Source organism: Streptomyces sp. NPDC005494, from assembly GCF_042872025.1.
GTDB lineage: Bacteria > Actinomycetota > Actinomycetes > Streptomycetales > Streptomycetaceae > Streptomyces.
Genome location: NZ_JBIAJR010000017.1, coordinates 24,846 through 38,197 on the forward strand (window position 1 = coordinate 24,846; position 13,352 = coordinate 38,197).

Here is a 13,352-nt window from a genome sequence, read left to right on the forward strand (position 1 = left end):
CCGGCGCCGGGGGGTCGTCCCCCCCGGCCGCCCCCCGCCCCCCCCGCCCGGCGGGGGCCCCCCCCCCCCCCCCGCGCCCCCCCCCCCGCGGCTCGATCGGTGCGGAGATGCGGTCAGGCAGACTTCCTGCTGTCCCGCGGGTGCACGGCGATGTTCATGGCTCCGGAGCGCAGAACCGCCAGCCTCTCGGCCAGCACCTCCTCCAGCTCCTCGCGGGTGCGCCGCTCCATGAGCATGTCCCAGTGCGTGCGCGCCGGCTTGCCCTTCTTCTCCTCGGGGCCATCCCCGTCCACCAGGAGTGCCGTGGCGCCGCACGCCTTGCACTCCCACTCCGGCGGAATTTCTGCCTCTACCGAGAACGGCATCTCAAATCGATGTCCGTTCGGGCATGCGTACTCCACCGCCTGGCGCGGGGCCAGATCGATGCCGCGGTCCGTCTCGTAGCTGGTAACCACGAGTCGCGTGCCGCGGAGAGCTCGCTCACTCATGAATCGTGCCTCCCGGGCTTGTCGCCCACAGGACAAATGTCGCTGTCGTCGTCATCCGGTCAACGTCCGGTCGGCGGCAAAGATTCCCGTTGCCGGTCATGCGTCGCCCGTCGTGCCGCTGCTTTGTCTGGGTTGAATACCCTCCGCTGCCCGGTTTGTCACCTCTGGTTGAAGTTGTCACCCAACGGTTTGACGTCTTCCACTCGCAGTAACGGTCCTCCGGGCAGGCCAAAGGCGTACACTACCGGCCTTTCACTTCAACGTCTAAATCCGTTCAGGAACGGCGTTGCCCGCGGCGGCCACGGCGGCCCGTACGGGGACCCTCGCGAGCAGTACGGCGCCGAGCGCGAAGAAGGCCACCAGGGACAGGAGAGCGTCCCGGTAGCTGCCGGTCAGCTGGTAGCAGAGGCCGAAGGCCAGGGGGCCCAGCCAGCTGAGGCCCCGGTCGCTCATCTCGTAGGCCGAGAAGTACTCGGCCTCCTTCCCGCGCGGCACCAGATGCGAGAAGAGCGAGCGGGAGAGTGCCTGGCTGCCGCCCAGTACCAGCCCGATCGCCGCAGCCAGCGTGTAGAAGAAGACCGGAGCGCCGGCGGGCAGCACATAGGCCGCCGCGAGGATCAGCGTCCACACGGCCAGCGAAGCCAGAATCGTGCGCTTGGCGCCGTACAGCCGGGCGAGCCGTCCCATCCCGAGGGCCCCGGCGACGGCGAGCACCTGCACCAGCAGGACGGCGGTGATCAGGGTCGTCTGGTCCAGTCCGAGTTCCTCGGAGCCGTAGAGCGAGGCCTGCGAGATCACCGTCTGGACGCCGTCGTTGTAGACCAGATAGGCGAGCAGGAACGACAGGGTCAGCGGATGGCGGCGCATGTCGCGCAGCGTCGCCCGCAACTGGCGCCAGCCGGAGCCGACCGCGCCCTCGCCGCCGGGAGTCACCCGCCGGTCGCGCAGCCGCCTCAGCGGCACCAGGGCGAAGGCCCCCCACCACACGCCTGCCGAGGCGAGGCAGATCCGGATCGCGTCGGACTCGGAGAGCCCGAAGGAGTCGTGGCCCGTGAAGAGGACCAGATTCAGCACGAGGACGAGCGCGCCCGAGGTGTACCCGAAGGCCCAGCCCTTCGAGGAGACCGCGTCGCGCTCCTGCGCGGTCGCGATCTGCGGGAGGTACGCGTTGTAGAGGGCCATCGACACGGAGATCGAAGCGTTCGCCACGATCAGCAGGAAGGCCCCCAGGAGGTAACGGTGGCCCTCCAGGAAGAACATGCAGGCCGTCGCCGTCGCGCCCGTGTACGCCGCTGCCGCCAGCAGCGGCTTCTTGCGCCCGGTGCGGTCCGCCGCCGCGCCGGCGACCGGCATGACGATCACCGCCACGACGATGGACACCGACACCGCGTACGCGAAGAGGGAGCCCGCCCGCACGGGTATGCCCAGCGGGTGGACGAATCCGTCCGCGTCAGCGGCGGCCTTGGCGATCGACGTCAGATAGGGGCCCAGGAACACCGTGAGGACGCTGGTCGAATACACGGAGCACGCGAAGTCGTAGAAGTACCAGCCGCGTTGTTCGCGCCTGCGTCCCTCGGCCCCGTCCGGATGCCCGGCCGGATCCGCCGTTCCTGCGGTGTCGGTGCTCACGCCGCGCCCCCTCGCTCGTTCCGTGCGGACGCGGCGGGCCCCGGCGTCAGGCCCATGCCCCCCGCTCGCTCAGCACCGTGCGCAGCGTCTCGATGTGATCGGTCATGATGCCATCCACACCGAGGTCGAGGAGGGCCGCCATCCGCTCCGGTTCGTTGACGGTCCAGACGTGGACCTGCAGCCCCCGTGCATGGGCCGTGCGGACGAAGGCGCGGTCGACGACGCGGATGCCGTTCTGGGCCTCGGGAACCTGCGCGCAGACCGCGCCCGCCCGGAGCGCCGCCGGGATGCCGTACGAGCGCAGCCGCAGGCCGAGCACCCCGCGCACCCCGTAGGAGGTGGCCAGCCCAGCGCCCGCGAGGCGGTGCGCCCTGGCCACGCGCGCTTCCGAGAACGACCCCACGCACACACGGTCCCAGGCGCCGGCCCTGCGGATCAGGTCGATCAGCGGGACGAGGGCGGGCTCCGCCTTGATGTCCACGTTCCAGCGTGCGTCCGGGAACTCCTCCAGCAACTCCTCGAAGAGCGGCAGCGGTTCGCTGCCCGCCACCCTCGCCCTGCTCACCTCGCTCCAGGGGAGCGCGGCTATCCGGCCCTGGGAATCCGTCACCCGGTCCAGGGTGGAGTCGTGGAAGGCGACCAGGCGGCCGTCCGCCGTGGCGTGCACGTCGGTCTCGAAGTAGCGGTAGCCGGCGCCGGCTGCCCGCCGGAACGCGGCTGCCGTGTTCTCCAGACCGTCCGCCGCCCCGCCGCGATGGGCGAACGGAATCGTCGAAGGATGGTCCAGATAGGGATGGCGTCCAGAAGTCACTGCGGTCACCGCGGAAGTATCGCCCCTCGGGGTGACTGCCCGGCAACGGCCCGGGTGCCGGTGTCCGGCGCGGGGAGGGCGAAGAAACGCAGGAAGAACTGCGCGAGCGGGCCGATCGCCAGTGCGTAGAGGACTGTGCCCACGCCCAAAGAACCGCCGAGCAGGAAACCGGTCACCACCACGGCCACCTCGATCGCCGTACGCACGAGCCGGATCGAGCGGCCCGTGATCCGGTTCAGCCCCGTCATGAGGCCGTCACGTGGTCCGGGCCCGAAGCGCGCCGAGATGTACAGACCGGTGGCGACACCGTTCAGCGCGATCCCCGCTGCCATCACCGCGATCCGCGTCCAGAGCCCGTGCGCGTCCGGCACCAGGGCGAGCGTGCCGTCCATCGCGAGACCCACGGCGAAGACGTTGGAGACGGTGCCCAGCCCCGGCCGTTGCCTGATCGGGATCCACAGCAGGAGGACGACCGCTCCGACGGCGATCGAGACGACCCCGATCGAGATGCCGGTGCGCTCGGCGAGCCCTTGGTGCAGGACCCCCCACGGTTCGAGCCCGAGGCCGGCGCGGACCAGGAGCGCAGAGCTCGCTCCGTACAGAGCCAGGCCGGCGTACAGATGGATCAGCCGCCGGGCGATCCGAGGGCGGGTCCGGACGGTGGAATCGGACACGTGGTGCCCCCTGTGTGGTGGTGGTGGACTGTTGCGTGTCACTCTGTGGCAGGGGATTGGCTGCCAACTATGGCCAATCCGAGGAAGGTGGACTGATCTGTATGGCGCAGTGGACTTCGACGGTCGGCGCGGCGCAGCTCGCACGCCAGCTCCAGGCCCAGCGGACCCGTCCCCTGGCACCCGGCGCCCGCAAGCCCCCCGCCTACCGCGCCCTGGCCGACGGGGTACGGCTGCTCGTCCTGGAGGGGCGGGTCCCGGTCGCCGCGCGGCTGCCCGCCGAACGGGAACTCGCGCTGGCCCTCTCGCTCAGCCGCACCACCGTCGCCGCGGCCTACGAGGCCCTGCGGGCGGAGGGCTTCCTGGAGTCGCGCCGTGGAGCCGGCAGCTGGACCGCGGTCCCGGCCGGCAATCCGCTTCCCGCCCGTGGCCTCGAACCCCTGCCCCCGGAGTCGCTCGGCTCGGTGATCGACCTCGGCTGCGCCTCGCTCCCCGCCCCCGAGCCGTGGCTGACCCGTGCCGTCCAGGGCGCACTGGAGGAGCTGCCGCCGTACGCCCACACCCACGGCGACTATCCCGCGGGGCTGCCCGCCCTGCGCCAGATGATCGCGGACCGCTACACCGGGCGCGGCATCCCCACCATGCCCGAGCAGATCATGGTGACCACCGGGGCGATGGGAGCCATCGACGCCATCTGCCACCTCTTCGCGGGCCGCGGTGAACGCATCGCCGTGGAGTCCCCGAGCTACGCCAACATCCTCCAGCTGATGCGGGAGGCGGGCGCGCGGCTGGTGCCCGTGGCGATGGAGGAGGGGCTGGGCGGCTGGGACATGAACCGCTGGCGGCAGGTGCTGCGGGACGCGGCGCCGAGGCTCGCCTACGTCGTCGCGGACTTCCACAATCCGACCGGCGCCCTCGCCGACGAGCAGCAGCGCCGCGCCCTGGTCGAGGCCGCCCGCTCCGCGGGGACGGTCCTGGTGGTCGACGAGACCATGAACGAGCTGCATCTGGACGCCGACGTGGACATGCCGCGCAGGGTCTGCGGGTTCGACCCCGCGGGCAGCACCGTCCTGACCGTCGGATCCGCGAGCAAGGCCTTCTGGGCCGGCATGAGGATCGGCTGGGTGCGGGCCGCGCCCGACGTCATCCGCAGCCTGGTCTCGGCGCGCGCGTACGCCGACATGGGGACCCCCGTGCTGGAGCAGCTCGCCATCAACTGGCTGATGCGGACGGGCGGCTGGGAAGAGGCGGTGGAGATGCGGCGCGACCAGGCGCGGGAGAACAGGGACGATCTGGTGCGGGCGCTGCGCCGGGAGCTGCCCGCCTGGGAGTTCGAGGTGCCGCGCGGAGGCCTCACGCTCTGGGTGCGCACCGGCGGGCTCTCAGGCTCCCGGCTGGCGGTGGCCGGCGAGCGGGTCGGCGTACGCGTCCCCTCGGGGCCCCGGTTCGGGGTCGACGGAGCGTTCGAGGGCTATGTGCGCCTTCCCTTCACCGTGGGAGGGCCGGTGGCGGACGAGGCGGCGCTGCGGCTCGCCGCGGCAGCCGAACTGGTCGGCTCCGGGGCGAGCTCCAGCGCCGAGGCGCCCCGGACCTTCGTGGCCTGAGGCGCCTGCGGCCATCCGTGCTCACGGCTGGCGCGGGTGCGCCGGTTCTCAGCCCTCAGCGACGGCCGGGGTCGCGACGAGCTTGTCCGTGTGGACGGGCGGGGCCTCGACGGCGGCCGCGGGCCGGGCCGGCTGCGGCGCGGGCGCCGCGCCCGGCAGCAGGTCGAGCACGGCCTGCCGGTGCGCCTCGCTCGTCGCGTCGTCGTACGGGTCCGGGGTGGCCGGCACCTGGAGCCGCAGGACCGGCCCCGTGCCCAGCCGGGTGTAGCCGCGTCCTGGCGGCACGTCCGCCGTGGGGGTCGTGTGCGGCTCCGCTCCCAGGACCGCCTCCACCTCCTCGCGGGTCGCCGGGCCGAGCACGGCGCGGGCCCTGGTGTGGGTCCGTACCGCGTCGGTGAGGGAGTCGAGGCTGTCGAACTGGTCGGCGACGACGACCGTCACGCCTGCCGCCCGGCCGTGCCGCAGCGGCACCTGGAGCAGCTCCTGCGGGTCCTGCCTGCCGTCGGCCGCCGCCAGGTGCCCCAGCACGCTCGGGCGGTCCAGCAGGATCCAGAGGGGGCGCTTGGTGTCCTCGGGCTCGGGGTGCCCGGCCTGCCGGGCCCGGTTGGCCGCGATGAGCCGCCGCTCGGTCTCGTGCGCCGCCCACTCGAGCGTCGCGAGAGCCCCTGCCAGACCGCACTCCACGGCCAGCACACCGTCCCTGCCGGTCAGGAACCCGTACTCGCCGGTGCCGCCGCCGTCGACGACGAGCACGTCGCCGTCCCGCAGTGCCTGCAGGGCGAGGGAACGCATCAGGGTCGTGGTGCCGCTGCCGGGGTGCCCGGCGACCAGCAGATGGGGCTCGGTGGACCGGGTTCCGGTCCGCCAGATCACCGGCGAGGCGTCCCGTGTGGTGTCGCCGTCCTGGACCGGCACCGTGCGCCGGACCGCGTCGGCGTCGGTGAAGCCCAGCACGGTCTCGCCGGGGGCGGTCACGAAACGCTGGGCGGCGATGGAGGTGGGGAGCGCGGCGAGAACGGTCATGAGGAGATGGTTGCTCTCCTCGTCCCAGGCGAAGTGGTATTCGCGGCCGCGGCCCGACTTGGCGTGGAGCACCTGCTCGACGCGGGCGCGGGACTCGGGATCGCCGTCGGTGAAGTACGCCGGATAGTTCACCTGGAGGCGGGTGAGGCGGCCGTTGCCGTCGAAGGCGTACGACGTGCCGAAGGCCTTCTCCCAGTCGCCGCCGTGGGAGAACAGCGGACCGGGGTCCTCGGACGCGGAGAAGTGCGGCACGAGTGCCTCGTAGAGAGCCTGGAGCCGTGCGGTCTCCGCCTCGTCGGGGCCCGTGCGCGCGGGCGTGCGCTCGCGGCCCCGCCACGCGGCAGCGCCCATCACCGAGATGAGGGCCAGCAGGGGCCCGTAGGGGATGAGCGCCACCGTCAGTACGCAGGCCGCGACGAGGAAGAGCACGTGTCCGCGCCGCTCCCTGGGTGTCGCGGCCCACTTCTGCCGCCCTGCTCCCGCCAGCAGCCGCAGACCCCGGGTGACCGTGATCAGCGGATGGAGGACGTCGGTGGCGTTGTCGGCGGCCGTGCGCGCGATGTCGCGACCGCGGGCGATCGAAGCGCTGCCGCGCTGGAGAATGCGGGGGAGTGGTCGCCGGGCCACGTCGGTCTCCTGGAGAGGTGGGAGCGGTTTCGGAGCGTCAGAACTTGATCCCGCCCAGCATGCTGGCGAGGCTCGCCCCGCCGGCCGTGATGCTGGGGGCGATGGCTGTGCCGGCGAGGTAGAAGCCGAACAGAGCGCAGATGAGGGCGTGGGACGCCTTGAGCCCGTCCTTCTTGAAGAACAGGAAGACGATGATGCCGAGCAGTACCACGCCGGAGATGGAGAGGATCATGAGCGGTTCTCCTGGTTGAGGGGACAGTCACCATGAGTACTTCCAGGATCACAACATGTACCTATACGATAAAAGGTGCAAGTGAGTGAATAACGTTCGATTTCACTCCACCGGTGGGTGAAAAGCGCCGGCCTGCGGGCCCTGGCGGGCGGCGGCGGCCCCATTCCACCCGGAATTCAGGCAGGGCAGGGTGATCTTCCGCCGCACCGGGGCAGACTGACGACTGCCCCGGAGCAGTACCCTGTCGATTCACTCGTACGGCCCCTGCCGTACGTCCCCACCAGCTCAGACAAAGGCAATGGAAGGCGGTCCGTCCGATGAGCGAAGCCCCTGATCCCGAGGTGGTCGAGCTGGCGGCCAAGGTCTTCGACCTGGCCCGCCGGGGCGAGAGTGACGCGCTCGCCGCCTACGTCGACGCGGGTGTCCCCGCGAACCTCACCAACGACCGCGGTGACTCCCTGCTGATGCTCGCCGCCTACCACGGGCACGCCCCCGCCGTCGCGGCCCTCGCGGACCGCGGGGCCGACCCGGACCGGGCCAACGACCGGGGGCAGACGCCCTTGGCCGGAGCCGTCTTCAAGGGCGAGCGCGCGGTGATCGACACCCTCCTCGCCGCAGGGGCCGATCCGGCCTCCGGAACGCCCTCCGCCGTGGACACCGCGCGCATGTTCGGCAAGGACGACCTGCTGGAACTCTTCGGTGCGCGCTGAGACGCCGTCCCGGCCCCTGGCCGGCCGGGGCGCCGTAAATGTGGTCGCGTCGGCGAAATGGGTGGGTCATCATGACGTCGCGGGTCCGCTCAGGACCACCGACGAGAGGCAGAGGAAGATGAGCACCAGGCAGAAGACGGCGGTCGGCCGATCATGTTGCTGCGCGGCCTAGGGGATGTCACCCCGGCACATGGAACAGCACAGTCCCGGTTGCGTCGACAGCTTGATGTGAGGCTTTCCCCATGTTCGATCCGTTCATAGCGCCGAGCGGCACCCTGCTCGGCCTGCTGCAGAGGGGCCGCGGCGACGGCACGCTCCACGCGCTCGCCGCACCGCGCACCGAGGCCCTGGCGGCTCTCAACCACTGCGTCCTGAGCGACCCCCGGCATGACTGGCAGGTCGAGAACCGCTCCCTCTACTACGCGCGCCTCTACCTCGACCTCGACGGGGGCACCGAGGAGATCGAGCGGCACCTGTGGGACCCCGAGGACCACCTCGACACCGAGGACTCCCGTACGGGCCTCGCCCTCTCCGTGCTCGGCCACCTCGCCTCCTACGGGCGGGACGACGCCCTCGTGCTCCTGCGGCGTTACGCGGCCACCGGATCCAACTGGGCCTGGGCGCTCGACGAGCTGGCCCTGCGCGACGACGACGCCGGGCTGCGCTCCCTCGCCGAACCGGTGCTCGCCCGTTTCCCCGCGACCGCCGACGGCACCGCCGAGCTGGCCGCCGCCGTACGGGACGCCTTCGAGCCCCGCCCCTGGCGGCTGTGGGCCGACGACCCGCGCGAAGCGGTCGGGGCCCGCATCAGGACGGCGACGGAGCAGGGCTCCTTCGACCGGTGGCAGCGGCAGATGCGGCCGGGCGGACCACGCCCCGGCTGGAGTGTCCAGGCGGTCTTCGACTGGGCCCAGGCCGGCCTGGAGCGCGGCAGCGTCCTCCACGTGCCCGCGGCACGCTGCCTCGCCGCCGTGGCGGGGGCGGAGGACCGGCCCCTGATCGTCGAGGCCGCCCGCAGCGGCTCCGACGGGGCGCGCTGCGCCGCCCTGCACTACCTGGCCGAAGCGCGGGACCCCGCCGTGCTCGACCTCGTCGAGCTGGCCGCCGTCGGCCCGTCCTGCACGGTCGCCGAGGCAGCCGTGGCCGCGTTCGAGCGCATGTGCGGAGAAGCAGCCGTCGAACGGGCCAGGCGATGGGCCCACCGCCCCGACGCCCTCGGAGCCTCGGCGGCCGGAGTCCTGGCCTGCCGGGGAACCGGCCAGGACGCCCCGCTCGTCCTCGCCGCCCTGCGCGAGGCCGTGAGGGGCGAAGGCCCCGACGCCCCCCGCCTCTGGAACCTCGTCGACGGCACGGGCCGGCTGGGCATCGTCTGCGCCGCACCCGTACTGCGCCACGTGTACCGGGAGACCTCCTCCTCGCACCTGCGGGGCAGAGCCGCCCGCGCGCTGGCCGCCACCGACCCGTCCTTCGCCACCGGCTTCGCCGTCGAATGCCTGTGGGACTGCGAGGAGACCACCCGGGAACTGGCCGCGCGCCACGCGGAGACCGGGGACATCAGGGTCGCCGAACGACTGAGGCGGCTCGCCGCCGACCCGGCCGAGGAGGCCGAGGTGCAGACCGCGGTGCGCAGCAGGATCGGACCCGACGCACCCGCCGTCTGAGCCGGCGCTCCGCCGACCGACGGAGCCCGGATGCCGCGCGCCGGGGGCGCGCGGCGCAAAGCTCACGAAACGTACCCCGGGCGGACGGATCCAAGCCGGCGGAGTCGCTCCCGGCGGGGTGACCACACCCTCGTGCGTGCCGTCGTCACCGAAACACTTCGCCTCGGGGCGAGCGCCGCCCGGCACCGGATACGCGCCGTCCACAGCGCCGTCGGCCTCACCCCCGCCCCGCCCTCCCTGCGGGGGTTCCTCCCCCACGCGAGAATGGGGGAATGACCGGACGCTGGGAGTTCTGGATCGACCGCGGCGGCACCTTCACGGACGTGGTGGGACGCGACCCCGGCGGGAAACTGGTCTCCCGCAAACTGCTGTCGCACGACCCGGGCCGCCGGCAGGACGCGGCCGTGGCCGGGATCCGGCTCCTGCTCGGGCTCGGTCCCCGGGACCCCGTACCCGCCGACCGGGTCGCGAGCGTCAAGATGGGCACCACCGTCGCCACCAACGCCCTCCTGGAGCGGCGGGGCGAGCCGACCGTGCTCGTCGTCACCGAAGGCTTCCGGGACGCCCTGAGGATCGCGTACCAGAACCGGCCACGCCTCTTCGACCGCCGCATCCTGCTCCCGGAAGCCGTGTACGACAGGGTGATCGAGGTCCCGGAGCGCGTCGACGCCCGGGGAGGCACCGTGCGCCCCCTCGACCGCGCCACCGTGGCCGAGCGGCTGAGGGCCGCCGCGGACGACGGCCTCCGCAGCGCGGCCGTCGTGTTCATGCACGGCTACCGCCACCCGGACCACGAGAAGGCCGTCGCGGAACAGGCCAGGGAGGCGGGCTTCACCCAGGTGAGCTGCTCGCACGAGGTCAGCCCCCTGATCAAGCTCGTGCCGCGCGGCGACACCACCGTCGTCGACGCCTACCTCTCACCGATCCTGCGCCGCTACGTCGACGAGGTGGCCGCCGAACTCGCCGGAATCCGCCTGATGTTCATGCAGTCCAACGGCGGACTGCGCGAGGCCGCGCACTTCCGGGGAAAGGACGCCGTGCTCTCCGGGCCCGCCGGGGGCGTCGTCGGCATGGCGCGTACGTCCGAGGAGGCCGGACACGACCGGGTCATCGGCTTCGACATGGGCGGCACCTCCACCGACGTGTCCCACTACGCGGGCGAGTTCGAGCGCGAACTCGGCACCCAGGTGGCCGGGGTGCGGATGAGCGCGCCCATGATGAGCATCCACACCGTCGCCGCCGGAGGCGGTTCCGTCCTCCACTTCGACGGCAGGCGCTACCGGGTGGGACCCGACTCGGCAGGAGCCGACCCCGGTCCCGCCTGCTACCGCCGGGGCGGGCCGCTCACCGTCACCGACGCCAACGTGATGCTCGGCCGCATCCGTCCGGAACACTTCCCGGCCGTCTTCGGCCCCGGCGGCGACCAGCAGCTCGACGCCCGCCTCGTGGAACAGCGTTTCGGCGCACTGGCGCAGGAGGTGTCGGACGCGACCGGCCGCGTCAGGAGCGCCGCGGAGGTGGCCGCGGGCTTCCTGGAGATCGCCGTGCTGAACATGGCGAACGCGGTCAAGAAGATCTCCGTCCAGCGAGGCCACGACATCACCCGCTACGCCCTCACCGGCTTCGGCGGCGCGGGCGGTCAGCACGTCTGCGCCGTGGCCGACGCCCTCGGCATCGACACGGTCCTCGTACCCCCACTCGCCGGAGTCCTCTCCGCGTACGGGATCGGCCTCGCCGACGCCACCGCGATGCGCGAGCAGTCGGTCGAGGCCGAGCTGAGCGAGGAGACCAGGGCCCGGGCAGAAGAGGTCTGCGACAGCCTCGCGGCGCGCACCCGCGCCGAGCTCCGGGCCGACGGCGTCCCGGACGACGCCATCAGCACCCGGGCCCGGATCCTCCTGCGCTACGCCGGAACGGACGCCGCCCTGCCCGTCGCACCCGGCACCCCCGCGGCCATGGGCGAGGAGTTCGGCGCCGCACACCGGGCCCGCTACGGATTCACCATGGACAAACCCCTGGTGGTCGAGACGGTCTCCGTGGAGGCCACCGGCACCGCCGGAGCGCACCTCCCGTACACCCCGGCCGAGGACGGGCGCGAAGGCCCACTCGAGCCGCTCGGCAGCGTCCGGATGCACACCGGGGGCGGCCGGCGCGACGCCGGGCTGTACCGGAGGGAGGCCCTGCGCCCCGACGACACCGTGACCGGCCCGGCCCTCGTCGCCGAGGACGACGCCACCACCGTCGTCGCCCCCGGCTGGCAGGCCACGACGGGACGGACCGGACACCTCGTGCTGCACCGGACGGATCCGCGGCCCGAACGGACCGCCGTCGGCACCCGGGTGGACCCGGTCATGCTCGAAGTCTTCAACAACCTCTTCATGTCGATCGCCGAACAGATGGGCGTGCGCCTGGAGAACACGGCGCACTCCGTCAACATCAAGGAGCGCCTGGACTTCTCGTGCGCCCTGTTCGACGCGGAAGGCGGTCTGGTCGCCAACGCCCCCCACATCCCCGTCCACCTGGGATCGATGGGGGAGTCCATCAAGGAGGTCCTGCGGCGCAACGAGGGCTCCCTGCGCCCCGGCGACGTCTACGCCGTCAACGACCCCTACCACGGCGGCACCCATCTGCCCGACGTGACCGTCGTGACGCCCGTCTTCGACGAGCCGGCGGACGGCAAGGAGCGACGTCTGCGCTTCCTCGTGGCCTCACGCGGCCACCACGCGGAGATCGGCGGCATCACCCCCGGCTCCATGCCCGCCTTCAGCCGAACCGTCCACGAGGAAGGCGTCCTCTTCGACAACTGGCTGCTGGTACGCGACGGAGCCCTTCGCGAGGCGGAGACCCGGGAGCTCCTCACCACCGCCGCGTACCCCTCCCGCGACCCCGCCACCAACCTCGCGGACCTGCGCGCCCAGATCGCCGCCAACGAGAAGGGCATCGAGGAACTGCGCCGCATGACCCACCAGTTCGGGCAGGACGTCGTCGAGGCGTACATGGGCCACGTCCAGGACAACGCGGAGGAGTCCGTACGCCGCCTCGTCGCGGGCCTGCGTGACGGCTCCTGCCGCTACGAGACGGACAACGGCGCCGTCATCGAGGTGTCCGTCACCGTGGACCGCGGAGCCCGCCGGGCCGTCCTCGACTTCACCGGCACCTCGCCCCAGCAGCCGGGCAACTTCAACGCGCCGAAGTCCGTGGTCATGGCCGCCGTCCTCTACGTCTTCAGGACACTCGTCGACGAGGACATCCCGCTCAACAGCGGCTGCCTGAAACCCCTGGAGGTCCGTGTCCCCGAGGGATCGATGCTGGCGCCCGTCCACCCGGCGGCGACCGTCGCGGGCAACGTGGAGACCTCCCAGGCCGTCACCGGGGCGCTGTACGCCGCCCTCGGGGTCCAGGCCGAGGGGTCGGGCACCATGAACAACCTCACCTTCGGCAACGACCGCGTCCAGTACTACGAGACCGTGGCCTCCGGATCCGGCGCCGGCGACGGATTCGACGGGGCGGACGCCGTGCAGACCCACATGACCAACTCCCGCCTCACCGACCCCGAGATCCTGGAATGGCGCTACCCGGTCCTGCTCGAGAGCTTCGGCGTACGCGAGGGGAGCGGCGGCACGGGCCGGTGGCACGGCGGCCGGGGCGTGGAACGCAGGATCCGCTTCCTCGAACCCGTCACGCTCGCCCTGCTGTCGGGACACCGCAGGGTGGCGCCGTACGGCATGGGGGGCGGCGGGCCCGGGGCCCTCGGCGAGCAGTACGTCGAGCGCGCCGACGGCACCACCGTCACCCCTCTCGACGGCTGTGACACCGCCGAGCTGGGCCCCGGGGACGTCCTCGTGCTGCGCACCCCGGGAGGGGGCGGCTACGGGCGCGGGTGAGCGGTCGCTTCC

General features: G+C 72.5%; 10 protein-coding genes. 4 read left to right on the forward strand and 6 right to left on the reverse strand.

What is annotated here, in order from left to right; all coding sequences use genetic code 11:
• Positions 1 to 113: 113 nt before the first annotated feature.
• From ACFYQ6_RS33510 to ACFYQ6_RS33525, 4 genes are all read right to left on the reverse strand, one after another.
• Positions 114 to 488, reverse strand: a complete 375-nt coding sequence (locus ACFYQ6_RS33510; RefSeq protein ID WP_014044757.1) for an RNA polymerase-binding protein RbpA — start codon at positions 486 to 488, stop codon at positions 114 to 116.
• 264 nt (positions 489 to 752) lie between these two features.
• Complete coding sequence (locus ACFYQ6_RS33515; RefSeq protein ID WP_388766614.1) at positions 753 to 2,117, reverse strand: MFS transporter; 1,365 nt, start codon at positions 2,115 to 2,117, stop codon at positions 753 to 755.
• 46 nt (positions 2,118 to 2,163) lie between these two features.
• Complete coding sequence (locus ACFYQ6_RS33520; RefSeq protein WP_388766637.1) at positions 2,164 to 2,928, reverse strand: glycerophosphodiester phosphodiesterase family protein; 765 nt, start codon at positions 2,926 to 2,928, stop codon at positions 2,164 to 2,166.
• A gap of 5 nt (positions 2,929 to 2,933) precedes the next feature.
• Positions 2,934 to 3,602, reverse strand: coding sequence for a hypothetical protein (locus tag ACFYQ6_RS33525; RefSeq protein ID WP_361586425.1), 669 nt, complete (start codon positions 3,600 to 3,602; stop codon positions 2,934 to 2,936).
• A 101-nt stretch (positions 3,603 to 3,703) separates the two neighbouring features.
• On the opposite strand from ACFYQ6_RS33525, the gene ACFYQ6_RS33530 reads away from it, so the two are divergent.
• Complete coding sequence (locus ACFYQ6_RS33530; RefSeq protein WP_388766617.1) at positions 3,704 to 5,203, forward strand: PLP-dependent aminotransferase family protein; 1,500 nt, start codon at positions 3,704 to 3,706, stop codon at positions 5,201 to 5,203.
• 48 nt (positions 5,204 to 5,251) lie between these two features.
• Here ACFYQ6_RS33530 and ACFYQ6_RS33535 read toward each other — a convergent pair whose 3' ends face one another.
• Positions 5,252 to 6,853 (reverse strand): hypothetical protein, encoded by a 1,602-nt coding sequence (locus ACFYQ6_RS33535; protein ID WP_388766619.1) that lies wholly within the window; start codon positions 6,851 to 6,853, stop codon positions 5,252 to 5,254.
• A gap of 37 nt (positions 6,854 to 6,890) precedes the next feature.
• Complete coding sequence (locus ACFYQ6_RS33540; protein WP_014044751.1) at positions 6,891 to 7,085, reverse strand: hypothetical protein; 195 nt, start codon at positions 7,083 to 7,085, stop codon at positions 6,891 to 6,893.
• A 317-nt stretch (positions 7,086 to 7,402) separates the two neighbouring features.
• On the opposite strand from ACFYQ6_RS33540, the gene ACFYQ6_RS33545 reads away from it, so the two are divergent.
• The 3 genes from ACFYQ6_RS33545 to ACFYQ6_RS33555 all read left to right on the forward strand — a co-directional run bounded on the left by ACFYQ6_RS33545 (position 7,403) and on the right by ACFYQ6_RS33555 (position 13,340).
• A complete protein-coding gene (locus ACFYQ6_RS33545) occupies positions 7,403 to 7,795 on the forward strand; it encodes an ankyrin repeat domain-containing protein (RefSeq protein WP_361586416.1) in 393 nt (130 codons plus the stop codon).
• Positions 7,796 to 8,037: 242 nt separating this feature from the next.
• A complete protein-coding gene (locus ACFYQ6_RS33550) occupies positions 8,038 to 9,456 on the forward strand; it encodes a HEAT repeat domain-containing protein (protein ID WP_388766621.1) in 1,419 nt (472 codons plus the stop codon).
• Between the two features lie 272 nt (positions 9,457 to 9,728).
• Entirely contained in the window at positions 9,729 to 13,340 is a 3,612-nt protein-coding gene (locus tag ACFYQ6_RS33555; RefSeq protein ID WP_388766623.1) for a hydantoinase B/oxoprolinase family protein, read from the forward strand.
• Positions 13,341 to 13,352: the final 12 nt, after the last annotated feature.